Annotated in this window: 20 protein-coding genes; 4 read left to right on the top strand and 16 right to left on the bottom strand. The window is 57.0% G+C overall.

Translation table 11 applies throughout. The features are described from left to right. The 12 genes from ACZ5FP_RS19920 to ACZ5FP_RS19865 all read right to left on the bottom strand — a co-directional run bounded on the left by ACZ5FP_RS19920 (window position 1) and on the right by ACZ5FP_RS19865 (window position 14,798). Complete coding sequence (locus tag ACZ5FP_RS19920; RefSeq protein ID WP_464663876.1) at window positions 1-693, bottom strand: response regulator transcription factor; 693 nt, start codon at window positions 691-693, stop codon at window positions 1-3. Beyond that, entirely contained in the window at window positions 690-3,395 is a 2,706-nt protein-coding gene (locus tag ACZ5FP_RS19915) for a DUF4118 domain-containing protein (RefSeq protein WP_464663874.1), read from the bottom strand. Before ACZ5FP_RS19915 ends, ACZ5FP_RS19920 begins: the two co-directional genes overlap by 4 nt. A 68-nt stretch (window positions 3,396-3,463) precedes the next feature. Next, entirely contained in the window at window positions 3,464-4,027 is a 564-nt protein-coding gene (gene kdpC, locus ACZ5FP_RS19910) for a potassium-transporting ATPase subunit KdpC (RefSeq protein WP_105734942.1), read from the bottom strand. A 12-nt stretch (window positions 4,028-4,039) separates the two neighbouring features. Then, a complete protein-coding gene (gene kdpB / locus ACZ5FP_RS19905; RefSeq protein WP_464663872.1) occupies window positions 4,040-6,112 on the bottom strand; it encodes a potassium-transporting ATPase subunit KdpB in 2,073 nt (690 codons plus the stop codon). A 43-nt stretch (window positions 6,113-6,155) separates the two neighbouring features. Next, on the bottom strand, window positions 6,156-6,323 hold the full coding sequence (locus tag ACZ5FP_RS19900) for a hypothetical protein (RefSeq protein WP_223614240.1): 168 nt from the start codon (window positions 6,321-6,323) through the stop codon (window positions 6,156-6,158). Window positions 6,324-6,334: 11 nt separating this feature from the next. After that, window positions 6,335-8,038, bottom strand: coding sequence for a potassium-transporting ATPase subunit KdpA (gene kdpA, locus ACZ5FP_RS19895; RefSeq protein WP_464663870.1), 1,704 nt, complete (start codon window positions 8,036-8,038; stop codon window positions 6,335-6,337). A 34-nt stretch (window positions 8,039-8,072) separates the two neighbouring features. Continuing rightward, entirely contained in the window at window positions 8,073-8,162 is a 90-nt protein-coding gene (locus ACZ5FP_RS19890) for a K(+)-transporting ATPase subunit F (RefSeq protein ID WP_163593559.1), read from the bottom strand. A 391-nt stretch (window positions 8,163-8,553) separates the two neighbouring features. Next, the gene (locus tag ACZ5FP_RS19885) at window positions 8,554-9,636 is read right to left on the bottom strand and encodes a class I SAM-dependent methyltransferase (RefSeq protein WP_464663868.1); all 1,083 of its coding nucleotides are present in this window, start codon (window positions 9,634-9,636) and stop codon (window positions 8,554-8,556) included. Between the two features lie 278 nt (window positions 9,637-9,914). Next, window positions 9,915-12,386 carry a glycosyltransferase gene (locus ACZ5FP_RS19880; RefSeq protein WP_464663866.1) on the bottom strand — a complete coding sequence of 824 codons (2,472 nt, stop codon included), beginning with the start codon at window positions 12,384-12,386 and terminating at the stop codon, window positions 9,915-9,917. Between the two features lie 174 nt (window positions 12,387-12,560). Further along, window positions 12,561-13,307, bottom strand: coding sequence for an ABC transporter ATP-binding protein (locus ACZ5FP_RS19875; protein ID WP_464663864.1), 747 nt, complete (start codon window positions 13,305-13,307; stop codon window positions 12,561-12,563). 41 nt (window positions 13,308-13,348) lie between these two features. Next, entirely contained in the window at window positions 13,349-14,155 is an 807-nt protein-coding gene (locus tag ACZ5FP_RS19870) for an ABC transporter permease (RefSeq protein ID WP_464663862.1), read from the bottom strand. A gap of 190 nt (window positions 14,156-14,345) precedes the next feature. Continuing rightward, on the bottom strand, window positions 14,346-14,798 hold the full coding sequence (locus tag ACZ5FP_RS19865) for an Rrf2 family transcriptional regulator (RefSeq protein ID WP_223614255.1): 453 nt from the start codon (window positions 14,796-14,798) through the stop codon (window positions 14,346-14,348). 167 nt (window positions 14,799-14,965) lie between these two features. Between ACZ5FP_RS19865 and ACZ5FP_RS19860 the strand changes: the two genes are divergently transcribed. Next, entirely contained in the window at window positions 14,966-15,865 is a 900-nt protein-coding gene (locus tag ACZ5FP_RS19860; protein WP_464663860.1) for an NAD(P)/FAD-dependent oxidoreductase, read from the top strand. Window positions 15,866-15,971: 106 nt separating this feature from the next. Beyond that, entirely contained in the window at window positions 15,972-16,175 is a 204-nt protein-coding gene (locus ACZ5FP_RS19855) for a hypothetical protein (protein ID WP_464663858.1), read from the top strand. Between the two features lie 44 nt (window positions 16,176-16,219). On the opposite strand, the gene ACZ5FP_RS19850 is transcribed toward ACZ5FP_RS19855, so the two are convergent. Next, the gene (locus ACZ5FP_RS19850; RefSeq protein WP_464663857.1) at window positions 16,220-17,455 is read right to left on the bottom strand and encodes a cytochrome-c peroxidase; all 1,236 of its coding nucleotides are present in this window, start codon (window positions 17,453-17,455) and stop codon (window positions 16,220-16,222) included. A gap of 190 nt (window positions 17,456-17,645) precedes the next feature. On the opposite strand from ACZ5FP_RS19850, the gene ACZ5FP_RS19845 reads away from it, so the two are divergent. Beyond that, window positions 17,646-19,157 carry an acid phosphatase gene (locus ACZ5FP_RS19845; RefSeq protein ID WP_464664030.1) on the top strand — a complete coding sequence of 504 codons (1,512 nt, stop codon included), beginning with the start codon at window positions 17,646-17,648 and terminating at the stop codon, window positions 19,155-19,157. A gap of 16 nt (window positions 19,158-19,173) precedes the next feature. Here the strand turns inward: ACZ5FP_RS19845 and ACZ5FP_RS19840 are convergent, their stop codons facing one another. From ACZ5FP_RS19840 to mtnK, 3 genes are read right to left on the bottom strand one after another with little or no spacing between them, the layout of a single operon-like run. Continuing rightward, window positions 19,174-19,836: a class II aldolase/adducin family protein gene (locus ACZ5FP_RS19840; protein WP_464663855.1), complete on the bottom strand. Its 663-nt coding sequence runs from the start codon at window positions 19,834-19,836 to the stop codon at window positions 19,174-19,176. A 41-nt stretch (window positions 19,837-19,877) separates the two neighbouring features. Next, a complete protein-coding gene (gene mtnA / locus ACZ5FP_RS19835; protein WP_464663854.1) occupies window positions 19,878-20,975 on the bottom strand; it encodes an S-methyl-5-thioribose-1-phosphate isomerase in 1,098 nt (365 codons plus the stop codon). Continuing rightward, window positions 20,972-22,240 (bottom strand): S-methyl-5-thioribose kinase, encoded by a 1,269-nt coding sequence (mtnK, locus tag ACZ5FP_RS19830; RefSeq protein ID WP_464664028.1) that lies wholly within the window; start codon window positions 22,238-22,240, stop codon window positions 20,972-20,974. The genes mtnA and mtnK overlap by 4 nt, the downstream gene beginning before the upstream one ends. Window positions 22,241-22,380: 140 nt before the next feature. Between mtnK and ACZ5FP_RS19825 the strand changes: the two genes are divergently transcribed. Then, window positions 22,381-23,889, top strand: a complete 1,509-nt coding sequence (locus ACZ5FP_RS19825; RefSeq protein WP_464663853.1) for a sugar ABC transporter ATP-binding protein — start codon at window positions 22,381-22,383, stop codon at window positions 23,887-23,889. The last annotated feature ends 5 nt before the right edge of the window (window positions 23,890-23,894 follow it).

Raw genomic sequence — 23,894 nt, 5'->3', positions numbered from 1 at the left:
CTAGTCAGCTTCTTTCAGGCGATACCCCACGCCGGTCTCCGTCACGATGTATCGCGGCTGATCCGGCAGTTGCTCGATTTTCTGCCGGAGTTGTCGGATGTAGACGCGTAGATACTGGACATCCGCGGAGCCACCCCACACCTGTGACAGGAGAAAGCGGTGCGTGAGCACCTTGCCGGCGTGCTGCACCAGAACGCGGAGGATATCGTATTCCTTCGGCGACAGCTTCACTTCATTGCCGTCGACCTTCACAATTCTCTTCACCAGATCGACCGACAGACCGCCGGTTTCGAAAACCGGCAACTCCCCCTGCTGCTGCAGGCGATGCCGCAGGGCAACCCGAATGCGTGCGACCAGCTCGTTCATTCCAAACGGCTTGACGACATAATCATCGGCTCCAAGCTCCAGCGCCTCCACTATGCCCCGCTCATCGGTGCGGCTTGACAGTATGACCACCGGAATATCCGAGCCCTTCTCGCGCCACCGGCGCAGAAGATCGAGACCGGAAACACCGGGAAGACCGAGGTCGAGCAAAATCAGGTCGGGCTGATGCGCTTCCGCCTGCTCGGCCGCGCTGGTGGCATTCCCAGCCTCCAGGATATTGTAGCCCTGCGTACCAAGGCCGACCCGCAACAGTTTCCGAATGGGTTGCTCATCGTCCACGACAAGGATCCTGACGCTGGAATTTGTCACGGCCTGGCATCCATGCTGGGAACGGTCCGGGAAGCCGGCATTCGGATGGTGAAAACGGCTCCTGACCGATCGGTTCTTTGTTCCGCGGTGATTGTGCCGCCCATTGCCTCAATGAATCCGCGGGAAATGGAAAGTCCCAATCCGGTTCCCGCCTTGACCTGATCGCCCTTGCTCACCCTGTAGAAACTGTCAAAGACCCGCTCGAGATCCTCAACGGGAATTCCCGGACCTTCGTCCATCACCTGAAGGATGACCGATCCGTCATCCGACCAGGCTTGTATCCGCAGAGCTGAACCGTCGGGGGCATATTTCGCGGCATTGTCCAGCAGATTGAAAAGCACCTGCTCAAATAGGACAGGATCAATCCTCAGCATCGGCAAGTCATCCGGTATCGAGATCTCGATCTTATGGGTTCCAATGATCTTCTTTGCCCGGCTCAGGGCTGAACCGACGATATCCCCGGCATAGTGATGGGCAAAGTTCGGTTCCATTGCTCCGGACTCAATCCGGGTCATGTCGAGCAGATTGGCAATAAAGCGATTGAGACGTTCGGATTCGTCGATGACTGTCGAGAGAAGATCAGAGCACTCGGCAGCGGCAAGCACGGGAGAGAATTCCTTCAAGGTGCCGGCGGCACCCATGATGGCAGCCAATGGAGTCTTCAGATCATGCGAAATGGATGTCAGCAGAGCCGAACGGAGGCGGTCCGCTTCCGCCGCCAGCTTTGCCTTGTCCACATCGGCCGCCAGTTGTGTTCGCTCAATGCCAACCGCCGCCTGGTCGGCCAGCGCGTCAAGCAGGCGCTGCTGTTCAGGCGTCAGCAGAGGCCCCTTCTTGTCGCTGTCGAGACCGATGACACCAACGGCCATGCGGCCCGTCCGCAAGGGCAGATAAAGCCGCTTTGCGCCCGGCAGGGTATCGGCGCCCCTGCCCGCGGCCCGGTTGTTTTCCCATGCCCATCGCGCTGCCGCGATGTCAGCGTCATCCAATGTGTCGTCGGGCGGATAGCCGGCCTTCACTTCAATCGAACCCTTCTCCGGCAGAAGAAGCACGACCCGCAGTTTCAACATGGATGCGATCTGGAAGGCTGTGGCCCACAGGACATCATCGAGCGTACTCGTTCCCGCCAGCTTCTTGCTGAAGAGATAGAGATCTTCCGTTGTTCTGGCCCGTTGCCGCGCTGCCGCGGCCTGCCGCTGCACCCTCGCCGTCAAATTGCTGGCAATCACAGCGACACCGAAAAAGAAGCCAAGCGCAATCACACTTTCCGGGTCGCTGATGACCAGGGTGTAAAGGGGATCAAGGAAGAAGAAGTTCAGCACAACCGCGCTCAGCACCGACGCAAACAGGGCAGGCCAAAGTCCAACCGTCACTGCCGAAGCAAGCACGGCCATCAGGAAGACCAGGGCGATATTGCGCACATCCAGCACGCGCGAGATCAGCAGCCCCACCGCTAGCGCCCCGGCGACATATGCCGTGCTCAGAAGATAGGCCTTGAGCTGGAAACGTCCCTCCGGAGTTTCCGGCGCTTTCTGACGTGCCGGTTCGCCGTTCTGTTCGTTTCCAGAAATCACATGCACGCTGATATTCCCGGCGTGCCGGATAAGATCATGCGACACCGACCCTTCGAAGAACTCGCGCCAGCGCGGCTTTGTCGGCTTGCCCGTCACAATGTGCGTGACGTTGTTCTCCCGCGCATAGCGGGCAATCTCCTCCGCCGGATCGCGTCCCGGCGTCGTGATCGCATCTCCCCCCAATTGGCTTGCCAGCCGCAAGGTGGAGGCAATGCGATCCTTGTCGTCTTCCGAGAGCCGGGTTGATCCGGGCGTTTCCACATAGAGTGCCGTCCACGGCGCACGCAACCGGTCAGCGAGACGCCGTGCATAGCGGACAAGGGCGGTTCCTCCCTGATGATCATCGATGCACACGACAACGCGATCGCCGGCAGCCCAGGGTCCCGATATCGCGTTCGCCTGCATGTGCGAGAGAAGCTGGTCGTCGACCCGCTGCGCCGTGCGGCGCAGGGCAAGCTCGCGCAATGCAGTCAGGTTCCCCGGAGAGAAATAGTTCTCTATCGCCCGTTTGGCGGTGTCGGGAACATATACTTTGCCTTCATGCAGGCGCTTGATCAGATCTGCCGGCGTGAGATCGATGATTTCAACATCGTCCGCCTCGTCGATGACGGAATCAGGCACGGTTTCCCGCACACGCACATGGGTGATCTGGGCCACGACATCATTCAGACTTTCCACATGCTGAATGTTAAGGGTGGAGTAAACATCAATGTCGTGTCTTAAAATCTCCTGGACATCCAGGTAACGCTTTGGATGGCGCGAACCAGGCGCATTCGTGTGTGCCAGTTCGTCCACGAGGACAAGAGCCGGACGGCGCGCCAGGATCGCCTCAATGTCCATCTCTTCAAGCTGGTGGTCCTTGTAGTTGATACCGGCTTTGGGGAGAACTTCAAAACCTTTGACAAGGGCTTCCGTTTCCTTGCGCCCGTGTGTCTCGACCACACCGATAACAACATCGATGCCCTCGGCAACCGCCGCCCGTCCGGACATCAGCATCTCGTAGGTCTTTCCGACCCCCGGCGCTGCCCCCAAAAAAATCTTCAATCGACCGCGGGTCTCTCGCTCGGCGTTCTCCAGCAGCGCCTCGGGCGATGGTCTTCGTTCAGTGTCGCGGCCGTCATCAGGCATGTGTCATGACCCCTTCGAAAATACCGGGAACCCGCATCGCACGTTCCCGGCATTTCAGGCTAACCGGCTTATTTCAGACCGTCGAGTGCCTGATTCAACGCCAGCACATTGATAACCGGCTCACCCATGAATCCAAGCTCACGCGCCTGTATGTTCTGATCCACCAGCTGGCGAATGCGTGCCTCGTCGACACCTCTTGCCTTCGCCACGCGCGGTATCTGGAAATAGGCAGCGGCCGGAGAAAGATGCGGGTCCAGGCCGCTGCCCGACGCCGTAACCAGATCAATGGGGACAGGAGCAGCGCTATTGGTTTCCTTCAGTGCCGCTGCATCTGTCTTGATGCGGTCGATCAGTTTCGGATTAGTCGGTCCGAGATTGGAGCCACCGGAAGAACTCGCATTGTATCCATCACCGGCGGCTGATGGCCTGCCGTGAAAGTACTTGTCGGCTGCAAACGCTTGGCCGATCAGTTCGGACCCGATGACAGTGCCGTTCTTCTCGATCAGACTGCCATTGGCCTGGTGCGGAAACAGCAGTTGCGAGAGCCCGGTCATACCCAGGGGATAGATGAGACCCGTGATCACTGTAAGGGCGATAACCATGACAATCGCGGGTTTGAGTTGTTTTAACATTGGAATGATCCTTTATGCGAGCCCAAGGCTGGTGATGACCATGTCGATCGCTTTGATGGCGATGAATGGCACGATGACACCGCCCAGGCCGTAAATCAGAAGGTTGCGGCTCAAGAGCGCCCCTGCACCGACCGCCCGGTACTTGACGCCTTTGAGCGACAGCGGAATGAGCGCAACGATGATCAGGGCATTGAAGATGATTGCCGACAGAATGGCGCTTTGCGGCGTCTGCAAGCCCATGATGTTGAGCGCGGCGAGCTGCGGGTAGAACGCCAGAAACATTGCCGGGATAATGGCGAAGTATTTGGCGATATCGTTGGCGATCGAAAACGTCGTCAATGCACCGCGCGTCATCAGCAGCTGCTTGCCGATGCCGACGATTTCAATGAGCTTGGTCGGATCGCTGTCGAGATCGACCATGTTGCCCGCTTCACGCGCGGCCACCGTGCCGGTGTTCATGGCAACACCGACGTCGGCCTGCGCAAGCGCCGGCGCGTCGTTGGTCCCGTCGCCGCACATTGCCACAAGCTTGCCCTTGGCCTGTTCGTCGCGGATGAGCGAGAGCTTGTTCTCAGGTGTGGCCTGAGCGAGGAAATCGTCAACGCCGGCTTCCGCCGCAATGGCCGCCGCTGTCAGCGGGTTATCACCCGTGATCATCACAGTCTTGATGCCCATGCGGCGCAGTTCAGAGAAGCGTTCACGAATCCCGCCCTTGACGATATCCTTCAGGTGAATGACGCCGAGCAGCTTGCCATCGCGCACCACTGCAAGCGGTGTCCCGCCTGCCTTGGCTATCTGGTCGGCGATGGACTGCAGCTCACGCACCAGCTCTGCGCTTGCCCGGACGGTTCCCGTCGCAACGGTTGTGGAATTGACATAGGCGAGAACCGCATCGACAGCCCCCTTGCGGATGGACGAGCCATCGATATCCACGCCGCTCATGCGGCTTTGTGCAGTGAACGGCACGAACGTGGCATGCAATGTCGCCATGTCACGCGCCCGAATGCCATATTTTTCCTTTGCCAGTACGACGATAGAGCGGCCTTCCGGCGTTTCATCGGCCAGGGAGGCAAGCTGCGCCGCATCGGCCAGTTCCTGCTCGGTCACGCCGGTCACGGGACTGAATTCCGTTGCTTGGCGATTGCCGAATGTGATGGTCCCGGTCTTGTCGAGAAGCAAAGTGTCGACGTCACCGGCAGCCTCGACGGCGCGTCCGGACATGGCAAGAACATTGAACTGGATCAGCCGGTCCATGCCTGCAATGCCGATTGCCGAGAGGAGCGCGCCGATCGTGGTCGGGATAAGCGTGACAAACAGAGCGACCAGGACAACAACAGGAATGGCGCCGCCTGCATAGGTTGCAAAGCTTGGGATCGTTGCCGTTGCCAGCACGAAGATCAGGGTCATGCCGGCAAGAAGAATGTTGAGCGCAATTTCGTTGGGTGTCTTCTGCCGTTCCGCGCCTTCGACAAGCGCAATCATCCGGTCGATGAACGTGGAACCGGCAGCGGCAGTGATACGCACGCGCAGCCAGTCCGACAGAACCTGGGTTCCGCCGGTGACAGCCGAGCGGTCGCCGCCGGACTCGCGGATGACCGGAGCGGATTCACCGGTGATGGCGGATTCATTAACCGAGGCGATGCCTTCGATCACTTCACCGTCCGAGGGGATGATATCACCTGCCTCGACCAGCACGATATCGCCAACTTTCAGCTTGGTGCCGGGCACCAGTTTGAAGCTGGTGCGGTCATCGCCGGTAAGAAGCTTGGCCTGCGTTTCCGTGCGCGCCTTGCGCAGTGAATCCGCCTGTGCCTTGCCGCGGCCTTCGGCGACGGCTTCGGCAAAATTGGCGAAAAGCACGGTGAACCAGAGCCAGACGATGATCTGGAATGAAAATCCGAGATCGCGGCCGCCGGTCGCCAGGTCCTTGAGGAACAGCACCGTCGTCAGGAACGAGACCACAGCAACCACGAACATGACAGGGTTTTTGATGAGGCTGCGTGGATCAAGCTTTTTGAAAGCTCCTCCGACGGCCGGTATGAGTATGCGAGAGTCCATAAGGCTCGCGGATTTGGACTGGCTCATTTGAGACTCCAGTTTTGAAATTCTTGTAACGGCACAGCGGCGATCATGACGCTGTGACTGTGTGAAGACAGGCGTATGCCGCAAGCCAGACGATCAGCATCACCAGCGTCATGCCAAGGATGATATCGGAGGCGCGCACGCGCTTGGCTGCCCCTCGCGCCAGCTTGCCGGCGCGAGGATGGACATTGAATTGCAGGTAACCGTGACGCATAACAGGCTCCATCAGAAGGTCTGGCCAAGACCGATGGCGAGGTGTTCGACAATCGGGCCGACAGCCAGGGCCGGGAAGAATGTGAGACCGCCGACGATCAGGATGACGCCAATGAGAAGTCCGACAAACAAACCACCATGGGTTGGGAAGGTGCCTGCGGATTCCGGAACGGTCTTCTTGACGACCAGCGACCCGGCAATTGCCATGACCGGAATGATCACGAAGAACCGGCCCATGAGCATGCCGATGGCGAGCGTCAGATTATACCAGGTGGTGTTTCCGCTGAGACCGCCGAATGCCGAGCCATTGTTGGCGGCAGCTGACGTATAGGCATACAGGATTTCGGAGAAACCGTGCGGGCCGGAATTGCCGGTCGCAGCGACAGCCGATGGCAGCACGCATGCAATCGCCGTGAAGCCAAGCATGGCAAGCGGCAGGCACAGCACGCCCAGCATGGCCATCTTCACTTCCTTGGCTTCGATCTTCTTGCCGAGATATTCCGGCGTGCGGCCGACCATAAGCCCGGCAACGAAAACCGCGATCACCACATAGAGCAGAATGCCATAGAGACCGGCACCAACACCGCCGATGATGACCTCACCCAGCATCATGTTGATCATGGGCAGCATGCCGCCAATGGCCATGAAACTGTCGTGCATGGCATTGACCGCGCCGCAGGATGCGGCCGTTGTGATCACGGCGAAGAGCGCGGACAAGGCGATGCCGAAGCGGGTCTCCTTGCCTTCCATATTGCCACCATCGATCCCAAGCGCATGCACCAACGGATTGCCGGCGGCTTCCGACCAGTAGCAGGCGATAACGCCGGCCAGGAAAAGAACACCCATGGCGGCGAAGAGAGCCCAGCCTTGACGTTGGTTTCCAACCATCCGGCCGAAAACATTGGTCAGCGCGGCACCGATCGCAAAGATCGAGACCATCTGGATGAAGTTCGAGATGGCGTCCGGGTTTTCAAAGGGATGGGCCGAGTTTGCATTGAAGAAACCGCCGCCATTCGTGCCGAGCATCTTGATCGCCAGCTGGGATGCGACGGGGCCGACGGCAATGGTCTGCTTTGCGCCTTCGAGCGTTGTGGCATCCACATAGGTCCCGAGTGTCTGCGGAACACCGAGATACACATAGACAAGCGTCAGAACGATGCAGATGGGGAGCAGTATGTAGAGCGTGCTTCGCGTCAGATCGACCCAGAAATTGCCGACGGATTTGCCTGACGTGCGGGCAAACCCGCGAATGAGGGCGATGGCAATCGCAATGCCTGTGGCTGCCGATACGAAGTTCTGAACCGTGAAACCGGCCATTTGAACAAGATAGGACATGGAGCTTTCGCCGCCATAGTTCTGCCAGTTGGTGTTGGTGACAAAGCTGACAGCGCTGTTGAAGGCAAGACCGGGTTCCGTTGCCGTCATGCCGGCGGGATTATAGGGAAGGATTCCCTGGAACCTCTGCAAGGCATAAAGCACAATGAGGCCGCCCAAGCTGAAGAGCAGCAATGCAGCCGTATAGGTGGTCCAGTGTTGTTCGTCGCGCTCGCTTGTTCCGGCAAGACGATAAAGGCCACGCTCCACCGGAACGAGGACGGGCGAAAGGAATGTGCGCTCGCCGTTAAAAACACGCGTCATGTAACCGCCAAGCGGTTTCACAAGTAAGATGATGATCCCGCAGTAAACGAGAATCTGTATCCAGCCGTTGAGAGTCATAGGTGTAGCTTTCCAAGCCTGGTGTCAGAGGCGATCAGAAGCGCTCTGGGCGAACCAGCGCGTAAGTGAGATAGGCAAGAAGGAACAAGGTCACTCCACCTCCGAGAATGTAATCGATGGTCATTATCTGATCCTTCCGATCACAAATTTTCGCAGGCTTTTGTATAAGCCAGCGAAATGAGAAAGAACAAAACACCAATTCCAAGAACAATAAAGTCCATCTGGAGAACTCCTTATATAGATAGCATCAATGCTGCCGATCATTACTCAAAAGTATTTTCAGACAAATTGCTGAGCAAAGGAGTTATGCCGCCTCGGACATAAGAATTCGAGACGGGACACAGAGAGGAGGTATAAGGAAAATATAAGGATTTGAGGGGGAATTAACCTGCACCGTGTAACATCAGGCCGCCATATGACTATGATAAGGCATTGCATAACTGCGGCTACAAAGGTCAGTTTGGAATATTGCGATCCTCTCGCCGATGCCCGGATTGAACGAGCTATTGCGAGCATTATTTTTGGGAGGATGCGAATTTTTTCAAAATGTTACGAACCTGTGTCCAAAGAAAGCGACAAGGTGCCGTGATCCGCCAACTGCTCGAGTGCTCATAGGCAGCGATTTTACTGGCTTTCTGCGAGAGCTCGTTTTGAAGCTCATCCACTGTGTCAGTCAGTTCCGATAATTTTGTCTTCAGGGCAGAAATTTCATTTGTTAAACTATCGTTCAGTCGGCTTTTGTCTTCAATCTCAAGCTCTAAACTCTGGATATGTCTTGCAGATTCATTTAGTTCTCGTGTTTTCTCGTCTAAAATTTCCTGCTTTAAGCGGATATCAGATTCGGCCTTGATCACTGCGCCGAGGCGCGCGTACATTTCCCTTATGGGACCGATCTCATTCTCAGATTTCGCCAGTTCGAAGACGGCATTCATCGCAGTTGGCAATTCCTTCCCAACGCCCAGAATACCAAGGCCGTGTCCGTGTAAGAATTCAAGGGAAGGATAAGACTCACGCAGTGTTTCCCATAATTTATAGACGCCAAAACCCCGCTCTCTGACGTTGGTATCGTGAAAAACAACAACCGCTCGATCGGACAATTTCGGCTTCCAACTCTCGAAATCGTGGTTTACGTCCTCGAAAAAATGACGGCCGTCAATATGAAGTAAATCCACTGTCCCGTCGCTGAAATGCGAACACGCTTCGTCAAAGGTCGACCGCACAAGGCTAGAAAACATTGAATAATTGTCATCGTTGTGAGTCTTCACCGATTGAAATACCGCTTCTGAGTATTTGCCAGAATGTTCATCGCCTTCCCACGTGTCCACCGCATAGCATCGGGTGTTGATTTGGAGTCTCTGCACTGCTTGACAGAACGCGAAATAGGAGAATCCCCCATGGGTTCCCAGTTCGACAAACGTGCGGGGCCGCAATGCATCAACGAGCCAGAATGCAAATGGCGCGTGCTCAAGCCAAGCTGACTGAGCCACAATATTGTCTACCGGCCAGAACGATGCGCGCGAAAATACCTTACCCAACTCTTCCGATGTATCTGTGATATCGGTTCGGGCATTCTCGCTAGAATCGTTGCTCATCGGCATTTATTCCTCCTCCACGTTATGCATGCCCCGCCTCTTAAAATCAGCGATGGTAGGATTGCAGCGATAACCAATAGGGCTGTCTGTGCAGGTAGTAGCAAGATCGGGCAATTGGCAAACAGAATTCAAGCCACCTTGACATAGCAGATATCCAAATCAATTGAATACGGCACGAGATTGCCCTTTGAGACGTATGCTTGTTGATTTCCGGCAAGAGCCTGAACTGGGATGAACCCGACCGGACCGTTTGACGCTGCTTAGGATGCGGCTTAGTGGCCGTGCTATCTGCCGTTCTTTTGCGCCAAAGAACGAAGATAATCGTAAAGTTCGGCCGCCTGTCCCTCAAAACTTTGTATACGGTTCTTGAAAGGATTGACGTAAACAGAAAGCGCCGCCCTGTTCGCGATGACCCTTTCCATTGCTGTTCGCAGATGAGTGCTGTCAGGCGAAATAGGAATGATATAGCCATTCTCGCCATCCGTCAGGTCCTCAACGGCCCCACCGGAATCTGTCGCAATGACCCAGATATCACGAAGCAGCGCCTCACGCACCGTAAGTCCAAAGCTCTCCTTCCATTGGGATGGAAAGAGAAGCACATCAATGTGAGAGAAAAACTCGTCAATGGTATCCTGGGTATACGCCGGTACGATGCGGACGGGATTGCGCGCATTCAGTCCCTTGGTATTGACGCTACTATAACCGCTGTTCAGCGTGTTATCGACCATGATCAGCTCAATGTCACATTCCGGCAGCGCAGAAAAAGCTTCGCGGACGAGATCGTAACCCTTGATTGCTGTTGAGCCCCCGACATACCCGAAGCGGATACGATCAGATCGTTTGCGTGTGAAAACTGGTGAGGGCGATTTTATCCCGTTCTTGTTGACGAAAACCTGGTCGTCCCGCAGGCCGTTGTGCATGTACAGCTGCTTGAAATAGGCACTTGGCGAAATCCGCCCGTCAGCTTCCATCAGGCTTCTGCGCACGAGTTCGGTCCGTTGCTGATTGAAGGCTTTGTCGGGCACGCACACCGCGCAAACCGCTGGATCAATACGCGTCTGAAAACAATACTTGCCTTCACCAGTTACCATAAACTGGCGTTCGCATAGCCACCAGGCGTCGTGGAGCGTTATGGCATAGGGAATGCCGGCGGCCTTGCAGACGGAGCCTAGGGTAACGCCCAGCGTCTGTATCGAATGCAGGTGGACGACATCCGGCTTGATCGTCTCAAGCACCTCTTCAAACACCCGGCCCATGGCATCGTCTTTGATATCCATCAAGCGTGTGCGCACCACCGGTACTTTTACCGCGAAGACCGTGGCTCCCTTTGCATTGTATCGGACTAGATCGTAATCCGCAGCGTGGCTGTTTGACCAAGATGTGAAGACATACACCTCCACGTCATCCCTTTGGGCAAGCCGCAGGGCCATCTCTTCGGCCACCACGGTCGCTCCGCCGAACGATTGCGGAGAAAAATATACATTCGCGAGAAGTATGCGGGTGACGTTCTGATTGCGTGGACGAAACCGCTCTACCAGCGGCATCAGTTGCCGGTGCGCGATCTTTTCGGGCGCATAGGCCAGATTGACGCTTTCACATGCCCTGCGCGCCATTTCGGCGCGAAGCGCAGGTTGATCAACCAACTGGAGCAGTTTTTGCTCCCATTCAGCCGGTTTGGTCGCCAGAAAACCATTCTCGCCATCGACCACGGCAGCTTGAAACGCATCGGCAGGAGAACAGACCGAAGGCACGCCGAGAATCGATGCTTCCAGAAATTTGATATTGCTTTTGGCATCATTGAAGATGGAAACCTCAAGCGGCGCGATTGAAATATCTGCCTCCGCGAGGAGCTCCAGGTAGCGATCAAAGCCAACAAATGAGAAGCGTTCGATACGCTCGGCGAAAGTATCGAACCGGCTTTCTATAGTCAAACTGCCGATGATGCGAAGCCTGACGTTGGGGCGTTGCGACAGGACATTGAACAGGGCATCGCTTGCCGCCAAAAAATCAATATCGTGCGTCCTGGTGCCCGAACCATAGACGATTGTAACGGTATGTTTCGGCGGCTTCGTGGTTTCTGCCAAGCGTGTGCGGATGCCCTCGGCAATCCGCAGCGTATCGGTGTCGAGGGCGTTCTCGACAACAAGGGCATTCCTGTTTGTAATCCCCCTCATGCTCTTTGCGAGGGCTTTGGTGGATGCAATGCCTTCATCGCACAGGAGAAGCGCCTCGCGATAAAGTTTCATCCCTTCAAGGACGCCTTTTCGATCCGCTAGTGCAAGGGTTTCAAGGTTTTTGTTGGAAAGATACCCCTCCGGGTCGAAAACAAGATCGTCCACTTCCCAGAATGTGTGGACGCCCAGACGTTTGGCCTCCTGTATCAGCAGGATAGCCTCGGGCACTGCGGGAACGCGGTAAAATATGGCGATTGAGTGGGTCTGGAGAAGTTTCCTGGCCTTATCGAAATCGGTCCAGTCGACCGCAGTCGCTTCGATACCGATCCTCGAAAACAGCTCGACTTTCTGGATGACGCGATATTTCTTGCACTGTGGAATCGACATCTCGGCCACAATGAGAACCCGTGGCGGCATCAATGCCGAGGCCAGTCGCCCCGTGTTACCGGCATAGAATGACGTAAGGATATCCTGGTTTTTGTCTGTCACGGTCGAGAGCAATGTCGCGCGTCGATGAGCAAAAAGGGCAACCAATCTGCCGGTACGAATGAAGGAAACTATGCGGCCCAATGTACCGGCCACGCCAAATATCCGGACCGACTCAGCGAACTTGCGGATGACAAACCGAAGCGTCGTCAAGGGCGCGTTTATGCGTTGCATAACTAACGTTATCACACGAAATGAGCGCGCAAGTTTCATGTGTTCAACAATCGATTGATCGTTGAACCTGAGAACCGCAACTCAACGTGTTTTCGTTTACTGATTTCCAAAATACGCATTCGCGACGGTTTCGGCATCTCCATCCATCTTGACCTTGCCATGCTCGAGCCAGACGATACGGCTGCAATTGGCGAGGAGCAACTGCCTGGAGTGGCTGGCGATGATCAGGATCTTGGTCTTGTTGACGAGGTCGTGCAGGCGCTCATTGGCCTTGTTCTGAAAGCTTTCGTCGCCCGCCGCCAGCCATTCGTCCATGATCAGGATTTCCGGCTGGATGACGGTCGAGATCGAAAAGGCCAGGCGCAGCTGCATGCCGGTCGAATAGGTCCTGACCGGCATGTCGAGGAAGTTGCCGAGCTCGGAGAATTCTTCGATTTCCGCCTGTTTGGCAGCCATCTCGCGCTTGGAAAAGCCGAGCAGCGCGCCGCGGATGCGGATGTTTTCCCGCCCCGTGGCTTCCGCATCGATGCCCAGCGAGATGTTGATCAGCGAGGTGCATTTGCCGTTGATGGCGATGCGCCCGCCGGAGGGATAGTACACGCCGCTCATCACGCGCAGGAGCGTGGTTTTCCCCGAGCCGTTGTGCCCGATCAGGCCGAGCCGTTCGCCGTCGTTCAGGCTCAGGCTGATCGATTCCAGGCCGCGGATGATCACATGGCCTTCGGCGTTCGAGCCGATGGTGCCGCCCGTCGCCAGACTCATGACCTGGTTCTTGAGGGACCGGCTTTTCGCATTGTAGATCGGAAAATCCACAGTGACGTTATCGAGTATCATAGAAGTCATGTTGGCCTTCGCAGGAAAAGGGTGGGGCGTGCCGAAAGGGTTTAGAGCCAATAGGTGATGCGCGAGCGGTAGCGGTTGAGGAAGAGCAGGGCGACGATCCATCCGATGATGGCCATGCCGGCAACCACGCCCCAGTTGAGCGCGGTGCCCGTCTGCCCGAGCAGCGGCTCGCGGACCACGCTGATGAGATGATAGAACGGGTTGAGATCCAGCATCAGCATGGATTTGTCCGCCGGCAGCTGGTGCGGCTGCCACATGATGGGCGTTACATACATGCCGACCTGCATGACGTTCTGGATGATCTGCGTCAGGTCACGGTAGCGCGTGCACACCACCGCCAGCACCACCATCATCCACAGAAGGTTGAGCGAGACGAGAACGAACGCCGGGAAGACCAGCAGGGCGGTCCATCCCATGAACTTGCCGAACAGCAAGAGCACGATGGGGAAAATGACGATGTTGTGGAACAGGATGATCGAGTTGCGCCACCAGGTGCGCAGGACATAGGTGAAGAACGGCAGCGGCAATTGCAGCATCGTCTCGGTATTGGAGATGAAGCTGAGGCAGCCCTCGTTGATGAGCTGTGAAAAATACCCCCACATGATGAGGCCGACGCAGATGAAGGGCAGGAACTCGGACATGGGCGAGCGGAAAATGGTGCCGAATATCAGGCCCAGGGCGCCGATGAGCACGCCCATGTTGATGGTCAGCCAGAAGGCGCCCACGCTGGAGCGCCGGTAGCGCTGCGCCACGTCCTGCCAGCCGAGAAGCGCGGCGAGATGAAAATTGTTCACGGCAGCCGTGATATCTTCCCATGCGGTGATTTTCTGCGAATTCGCTATGGTCATGTCGACGCGCGTCTTTCCTTACAATGCGGGCTTTAGCATGCGGGCAAGGCCCTGCCGGACCTGCCTATACACCGGTTGGCAGAACAATTCCAAGCCGCATGACACGGGCAGCAGGTGCCTTCTGCGTTATTCTTATCATGATGCAAGGCCGGCCGCGGCTCCGTTGCGCGCCCTGAAGCCGCCTGATCAATCAAACCGTTTGTGCCGGCCTTTCGGTCAAATTCCGGAATCGAAGGTCGAAATCACGCGCGATATCGGAAAGCTTCACCTCGGCAAAACGCGACAGGAGCATTTGTTCCGCCGCGTCGAAAGCGTCAGTCAAGGCTGCGTTGACCGATTGCTCCACGAGACAATCCGGGTGGTCGATGGCTATGCCGATTGCAAACATTTCCGGTCGCCCCAATGCCTGGTGCACGTCAAGCAGCGATATTTCATCAAGCGGGCGCGCCAGTATCCAGCCGCCGCCATGCCCCTTGTCGGAACGGACATAGCCGGCATTTCTTAACCCAGCCATGGTTCGCCGCACCACCACAGGATTGGTGTTCAGCATCTTTGCAATGTTGTCGGACGTGATCGAACCGTCGTGCCGATCCATATGGATCAGAACATGGAGCATTCTCGATAGGCGGCTGTCATGTCTCATACTGGTCATTCTCCCCATCCACGCTTAGCACATGCCAACGATACGTAATAGAATAAGTTACATGACGATTGACGGAAATTTTCATGTAACTTATGTTGTTATCTAATTCAAACTCCGATGCGGCTCGACATTGGAGATATCTTGCCTCCCACAGTGAAGGAGCTTCCATGACCTATGATGCCATTGTTATCGGCGGTAGTTTTGCCGGTCTTTCCGCCGCCATCCAGATTGCCCGTGCTCGCCGGCGCGTGCTCCTGATTGACGCTGGGCTGCCTCGCAACCGCTTCGCCGAAGCGTCCCACGGTTTTCTGGGCCAGGACGGTAGGCGGCCCCGCGATATCATTGGCGATGCGCGGCGGCAGCTTTCCCTCTACCCGACAGTGGAGTTTATCGATAGCGTGGCTGTATCGGCCGGCAAAGCCGACGACCATTTTGCCGTCGCGTTGGCCGACGGCACCGAAAAACGGGCCATGCGTCTCATTCTGGCTACCGGCGTGAAAGATGATCTGCCTGCAATCCCTGGCCTACCGGAGCGATGGGGCGTGTCGGTTCTTCACTGCCCCTATTGCCACGGCTATGAAGTTGGCGGCCAAGCACTGGGCGTTTTGGCCAATACACCCCTGTCGGCACATCAGGCACTGCTGATATCGGATTGGGGACCGGCCACATACTTCACGCAAAATACGTTTGAGCCGGATGCGGAGCACCTGTCCAGTCTGGCGGCGAGGAATGTACCGATCGAACGGACACCGGTTGTCGAGCTACTGGGCAATGCACCCCGGCTTGAAGCGGTCAGGCTCGGTGATGGCAGGGTTGTGCCTGTCGACGCTGTTTTCACCGCACCGAAAACCAGCATGGCCAGCCCGCTGGCGGAACAACTTGGCTGTGCTTTCGACGACGGTCCGCTTGGTGCATTCATTCGTGTGGACGACTGGATGCAGACAACGGTCAAGGGCGTTTATGCGGCCGGCGATGCAGCCAGTCCCATGGCCAATGCAACAATGGCTGCAGCGGCTGGTGTCAAAGCAGGGGTTGGCGCGCATCAGTCGCTCGTCTTCGCAAGATAGAGCAGGCGCCCCTGTCGTACCTTACTATGGCGACGGTTTCCGCTTGACTCAGCTGTGCGCGAAGACTCAACTATGACGAGGAAACCGCTAAGATGGAGCGACGATCATGGATGCCGATGAAGCCATTGCACTGATCTCCGCGTCTGGCATCGAACTCACCGATCGCCGCCGAAATGCCAGCAATGACGGCTGGTCTTTGAGCTTTGCCAACGGATCCGTTGTCGATGTGAAAGACAGCGGTGCGCTGTCCGCATCCGGCAACGGAGTTGCAGAGGTGGCAAGGCTGCTTGACCTGCCCGGACAACCCTAGAGCTTTGCTGTTTGAACAAAGAAGTCTCTGACGGCTCGGCAGCGCTATTGTTCGGGCGGGGTGTAACCATCGGTCAGCGTATTGAGAAAACTGATGACGTCCTGGATCTCGTCCGGCGTGAGAGCCGGCGCTTCTCCGGCATGCCGGTCGAAGGGCGGATCCATGTTCACATTGGCTTTGGCGTCCACTGGCAGATCGTCATATTTGTCAACGCTGCCATCAGACTTGCGTGGATACCAACGCTCTGGCCTGGTTTCGCGCTCGACATAGAATTCAACGGCTTGCTGTAGAGAGTGAAACACGCCGTTGTGAAAGAATGTCTTGCGAAGCGCCACATTGCGCAGTGTGGGCGTGCGGAAAAGACCGCAATAGTCCATGCGGTTCAAGAAATCCGTCCGGAGCGGGCCACAAAGGCCCAGATCAAAATAATGAAGGTCCCTGTTTGCGGGAATCTCGGGATTGCGCGGCGCACCCAAGGCAATCAAACCGTAATCGGTAAACTGCGGCGGTGTCCCGTCATTGCCGCGCTGACTCACATGGCATGACGCGCAATTGCCCTTCGCGGGCGCATTGAACAGATCCAAGCCTCGGGCTTCCTGCGGGTTCAGCACGGCTTTTCCGGCGAGCACCGCATCGTACTTGCTCGTATAGGGGTAAAAGGTGCGGTAGTCCTGTTCGAACACCTCCAGTGCCTTGAGGGCGGTATTGACCAGAACAGATGTGTCCGGCGTGCTTGGCAGACCGGCGACTGCTGCAATCCTGGCGCCGTAATCTGCCGCGATCAGCCGCCGGGCAATGTCCTCATCGCTTTTGTTGCCCATTTCGAAATCGGAAAGCAGCGGAATCCTCGCCTGTTGCTGGCCGCGATCGACCCGGCCATCCCAAGTCAGCCCGCCCGTCGGGCCATTGTCGATGCTCTCGTCCGCATCATCTTCCGATTCAAAAAAATGTTCGGTGAACGGCGGGACGGCCTGCAAATATTTGAGCGACGGCACCGCCCTCACCCCAGGCTGCCGCAGATCGCCGCCGCCCAGCTGAACCGCAAGGCCATTGGCGGCGGCAAAGCCGTGGGCCGGATCATGGCAGGACGCACAGGAGAGCTTGCCGGAACCTGACAAGGCAGGATCGAAAAACAAGGCCTGACCGAGCGCGCCAAGTGCTTTCACCTGCTCGCGCACCTGCGCGCGCGATGGTTCCGGCGCGGCTCTGCCTGAACTTTCCGTGACCGCGCTGTGCGCTGCCACCGCAGCGCTGATCGTCGCGACGATGCAAAGGATCACCGCCCGGTGCTTTGTGCTTGTGTATCCAAGAGGCTTTATGATTAGCTTCCTCCGTCAGATCCCCGGGCACGTTTGGACGGCTTGTGGGTATGGTGGAGTAAACTTGAAAAGTTATCAACATGTAGCCGACAAGGAGACTGCCAGCATGCGGATAAATATGATTGCGACCGCTTCGGTGATCAGTGCCGCCATGGGTGGGCTCTCTCCCGCATCGGCGGCCGGATACAATGACGGTCATTCCGACTCTCTGAACCTGATCGACACCGTGGTGGTGATCTACGCAGAAAACCGCAGTTTTGATAATCTTTATGGCAGTTTCCCCGGAGCAGACGGCCTGCAGGGGGTTTCGGACGCAGCGCTCACCCAGCTTGACCGCGACAACACTCCGCTACGCGAATTGCCGCCTGTTTGGGGCGGATTGACCGCAAAGGGCGTTACTCCACCGGTCACGCAGGCGGAGACCGAGCACCTTGCCAATCACCCCTATCGGGTCGACGATCCCCAGGGGTTCAATCTCCCCCTCGGTACAATCACCCACGATTTGTGGCACCGGTTCTATCAAAACCAGATGCAGATCAATGGCGGCAAGAACGATAAGTTCGTCGCCTATGCCGATTCCGGCGCAATGGTCATGGGGCTTTGGGACGGCTCGAAGACGGCGATGTGGAAGGTCGCGCAAAAATACACGCTTGCCGATGAATTTTTCATGGGCGGCTTTGGCGGCTCGTTCTTCAATCACCAATGGCTGATATGCGCGTGCGCGCCCTATTACGCCCATGCCGACACCAGCCCGGCCAAGCCTTCTGTCGCCGTGGTGGAACCGGATGGCGTCTCGTTGACGCTCGCTGCCAATTCACCCAAATCCGCGATTGATGGCATCCCAAAATTTACCGGCGATGGCAATCTCACCCCGGACTTTTACGCCGTCAACACCATGCAGCCGCCCTATCAGCCGAGCGGCAATACGCCCGCAAAGAACGCCGATGCTGCGACCGCGGACCCTGCAAACCCGACAACCCTCCCGCCGCAGACCGAACCGACGATCGGCGATATGCTCAGCCTGAAGCATATCAGCTGGGCCTGGTATGGCGGTGCGTGGCAGGATGTGCTGGACCACGGCAACAAAACGCCGGTTCCCAATTTTCAGTACCATCACCAGCCGTTCAACTATTATGCGAATTTTGCGCCGGGAACAGCGGCACGCACCGAGCATCTGCTCGATGGCGGCTTGGCCGGATCGCAATTCATCAAGGCAATCGATACTGGCACACTGCCGCAAGTTGCCTTCTACAAACCGCAGGGTGACCTGAACGAGCACTCCGGCTATGCGGATATCGAGGCGGGCGATGCGCATATTGCCGACATCATCGGGCATCTGGAAAAAAGCCCGCAATGGCCGCATATGCTGGTCGTTGTCACCTACGATGAAAATGGCGGTATATGGGACCACGCCGCACCGCCGAAAGGCGACCGTTGGGGACCTGGCAGCCGTATCCCGGCCATCATTGTCTCGCCGTTCGCCCGCCGCGGTTTCGTTGATCACACGCCGATGGACACAACCTCGATTCTACGCTTCCTGACCAAGCGTTTCGAATTGCCGACATTGCATGGGATTACGGTCCGTGATGATGCGGTTGCCTCCCACAATCAGCCGCCATTGGGCGACCTGACCAGTGCTCTCGACATGACAAACAGCCAGTAAGCGCCTGGAAAGAGGCTCAGCCCTGCTGGCTCATGCTGTATTTTATCTGGCGCATCTGGGTGATGACACGCTCCATTTCCTCGTCTGACAGGATCGGCGGTTCGCCCAAAGTGAGTGCCTGGACATAGATGCGCGACAAGGTTTCAACTTCGATTGCAAGCCAAAGGGCGGATTCAAGCGTCACCCCCAGGGATATCTGACCGTGCTGGCTGAGCAGGCATGCCAGCCTGTTCTCCAGTGCGACGATCGCATTGTCGGACAGTGCCTGCGTTCCAAAGGTGGCATAGGGCGCGCAACGGATCGTCGTTCCTCCGGCAATCCCGGTCATGTAGTGGAAACTCGGGATTGTCTTGTTGTGGCACGCAAGCGTTGTCGCATAGACCGAGTGGCAATGCAGAACCACATTGATATCGGAACGCTTCTGCAGGATATCGCGGTGAAAGCGCCATTCGGACGATGGCGGCCGCCCCACATAACTGCCATCGAAGTGCATCTCGACGAGATCGTCCGGCTGCATGGTCTCATAAGGCAGGGACGACGGTGTCACAAGAAATCCGCGATCCGTGCGCACGGAGAGATTTCCCGACGTTCCCTGGTTGACGCCGCTCGAGTTCATCAACCGGCACGTCGTCACCATTTCCCGGCGAAGATCGATGGAATCTTGTACTGATGTGGTCATTCAGGCATCTTCCCGCTGCTCATGGCATCCCGACGGATTTATCACCGCTTACTTTGCGGAAACAAGGCGCTTAAACCCTCCGCCGAGGCTTGGGCAACGCCACGTTCGGTAATCAGCCCGGTTATGAGACGCGCGGGGGTCACATCGAAAGCCGGATTGGCGGTGGGGCTGCCCGTCGGGGAAATCTGCACGGAGGCGATTTTACCGTCGGCCGCCAGTCCCTGCACATGAGACACTTCCGCACCGGCGCGTTCTTCAATCGGAATCTCGCTGATCCCGTCATGGACAGTCCAATCGATCGTCGGGGAAGGCAAGGCCACATAGAAGGGAACGTTGTTGTCCTTGGCCGCCAGGGCTTTCAGATAGGTGCCGATCTTGTTGCACACATCGCCGTTGGCCGTCGTCCGGTCGGTACCGACAATAACCATGTCCACCTGACCATGCTGCATCAAATGTCCACCTGCATTGTCGACGATCAGCGTATGCGGCACACCGTGTCCGTTCAACTCCCATGCCGTCAGTTGCGCGCCCTGGTTGCGCGGACGTGTCTCATCAACATAGACATGAACGTTGATCCCCTCCTCCGCCGCAACGTAGATAGGAGCGGTTGCTGTGCCGTAATCGACGGTTGCGAGCCAGCCTGCATTGCAATGGGTGAGAATATTGACCGGCTCGCCCGGCTTTTTCCTTGCGGCAATATCGCGAATGATTTCGAGGCCGTGCAGGCCGATCTGACGATTGAGCTGTACGTCTTCCTCGGCAATGTCAGCCGCCCGGCGATAGGCGGCCGCCATGCGGTCCTTTTCCGGTAGCGGCAGCAGATACTGGCGCATCGTATCGAGCGCCCAGCGGAGATTGATTGCCGTTGGCCGGGTTTCATGCAGCTTGTCCCACACATCGTGCAGTGCGGCATCGGAGGGATCATCCGCCATGGCGATCGCAACGCCATAGGCCGCCGTCACCCCGATCAATGGTGCTCCGCGCACCCACATATCGCGGATGGCAATGGCGACATCATCGACCGTTTTCAGTGTCACCACCTTGAATTCGTGGGGTAGCCAGCGCTGATCGATAATATCGACCGAGCGACCATCATTGTTGAGCCAGATGGTGTGATAGTGACGGTCTGCGACTTTCACAGGGTAATCTCCTTTTCAAGCCGCTCAACCAAACCGTTGATTTCAGCCAAACTATGGATATGGCGCCGGTTGCAGGCCAGATGACGGCCGAACTTAAGCGCCTTGGATTCGCATCGCGCTCTCAGGTCCGGATCCTCGATCAGTTCAAAGTCGGCGTTGTGAGCAAGGCCGAGAATGCGCCGGTGCATTTCAATTCCGGCGAACCCCAGCATGTCCTGCCAGATGTCATGCAGCACTTCGTTGAGCGCCTGTTCGGCACCGAGGCTGTCATCCTGATCCTCAAATAAAGTGCGTTGATACAAGATGCCGCTGCGTTCGGTACGCCAGAGGTGGGAGAACTCGGAACGGAACGTTTCCCAAATCGTCACGACGGCCTCAAGCAGGGAACGGCGCATATCGCGGCGGTTGTCATCCTGCTCGTAACCGCGCTGTGCCAGATAATTCATCCAGAAATTGGCGAGCAGCATGCCGACATCAAAGGCGATGGGCCCGTAGAACGCAAATTCCGGATCGATGACCCGCGTCTCGCCGGGTGTGACCATCACCGACCCGGTGTGCAGATCACCGTGCAGCAGGGTCTCGGCCTTTGTGGCGAACAGATGCTTGAGCCGCTGCGCTTCCACCTTGAGGTCACGGTCGGCACGCAATGCAGCGACAAGCCCGTCCAGCTGCGGCGCAGTATGCCTGTTCAGCGGGGCGTTGAAATAGGGATCCGAAAAAACCAGGCTCTCGGTGATGTCGCAAAGTTCCACGTTGTCGGCAAAGAGCGCGACATCAGCCTTGCGCGTCGCCGCTTTCATTGAAAAATCTGAGCCACGGAACAGGGTGCGGGCGAGAAACAGGCCAAGATCACAGGCCGCATTGGGATACTGATTACCTTCAATCAGCCCTCGCCGCAAAATGATATGGGGTGACAGGAATTCCATAACGATGATGGCCTGCTCACCGTCGAAATGGAAAACTTCAGGCACCCTGCCCGGATCACGGGCCGCCTGCCGTGTCAATGCGTGGTACTCGAAGAATGAACGTTTCAACGGCAATGGCCAGCTCTCGCCGACCAGCCGCACATAGGGCAGTGCCTGTTTGACAATTGCACTGCCCGCGCTGCCTTCGACAATGAAGACCAGGTTTAAATTGCCGTCGCCGACTTCACGAACCTTCCAACTCCTCCAGTCTTCACCGAGCCGTTGCAGCAGCGTGGTATTTTGACCGAGACGAAGCGGCAGTGTTTCCACATTCAGGGCCTCAAACACAGGCATTTCGATATTCCTCCCTGCAGACAAGAACCGTTTCTCAGCTTTTTGTGCCCTTGCCCTCCATTTGTTAAGGCAGCAAACTGGCAAATGTCAATGGCCTTGACATTTGATGATGTGGCGTCCTAGCATGCTCGCAAGGGGAGGAGCAGATGGTCGAGGAAACCGTCTTCCATATTGAAAAATTGCGCAAATCATTTGGTTCAATCCAGGTACTGGATGGGATCGACCTGGAATTGCGTGCGGGAACTGTCACAATTCTGATGGGTGCCAACGGCGCTGGAAAATCCACGCTTGTCCGGATTATCAGCGGCGTATATGCGCGAACGTCGGGAGCAATCAGCCTCGATGGCCGGGAGTTTTCGCCGGCCTCGCCTGCGGAAGCTATTCGTGCAGGCGTTGTAACGGTTCACCAGAATATCAATGATGGCGTCGTAGCCGATCTGGACGTTGCAACGAACCTGACACTGGATCGATTGAACGGGCGTGGGGCGCGTGCAATTTTCAACCCGCGTCGCGTACGGCGGGAGGCTGCTGTCGTCGCCGAGCGCATGGGGTTGCATATCGATCTAGGTGCGATTGTTGCCGATCTGCCGCTGGCAGAGCGGCAGATGGTCGCCATTGCCCGGGCCATGGCGCATGAGCCGAAGGTGCTCATTCTCGATGAGCCGACATCGTCCCTGTCGAGCGTGGAAGCAGAACGGCTGTTTCAGGTGATCGACCGTTTGCGCGCCCGCGGTGTGGCGATCCTGTACATTTCCCACCGCATGTCCGATATACGCCGGCTGGCAGACATTATTGTGACGTTGCGCGACGGCCGGATCAGCGGCGTTTTTGATGGCCCCGAGCTGGACTATGGCGGCGCAGTCAACGCCATGCTCGGTCAAAAGATCAGCCTCGGCAATGTCGTCACCAGAGATGCCAGCGCACCGGTTCTGCAGATCGAAAACCTGTGTATCGCTCCGGGAAGCCGGCCGTTCTCACTCACGCTGGGCGACGGCGAGATCGTGGCCGTCACCGGCCTCGTCGGCGTCGGCAAAACGGCCTTTGCCGAGACGCTTTTCGGCGTCCGAAGGCCGATATCGGGCAGCATGCGCCTCGACGGCCGACCCTATGAGCCCCGCACAACCAGACAAGCCATCAATCAGGGTGTTTTCCTTGTCGCCAAGGACCGCGCAGACAGCGGTATCGTGCCGGATTTCAACATATACGAGAATATCAGCCTGCCGTTTCTTAGACGCAGCAGCTTCTTTTCGGTTTCCAACCGGCGGCGGGAAAGGAACAGGGCGCGCGAGCAGATCGCATCGCTCGGCGTCGTCTGCCGCACCGAGCGGGACGAAATGGACACCTTGTCCGGTGGCAACCAGCAGAAAGTCATGGTTGCCCGCTGGTTGAGCGAGGCATCACGCATGCTCATTCTCGATGAACCGTTTCAGGGCGTCGATATCGCCGCAAGACGGGATATCGGCTCGAAACTTCGCGCCTCCGCCGATGGGCGTGCGACCCTGGTCTTCCTGACCGAGATCGACGAAGCCTTCGAAATTGCGGACCGGATTGTCGTCATGTCGGAACACACACTCGTCGGCGAGCATCGCAACGCCGATGTCAACATCGATAAGCTGCTGGCTGAAATCGCCGGCCAGCACAGAATGGTCATTTGAATGAA

It is taken from the genome of Phyllobacterium sp. T2-21, assembly GCF_055378485.1.
This window is presented reverse-complemented; position numbering and strand designations above follow the sequence as displayed.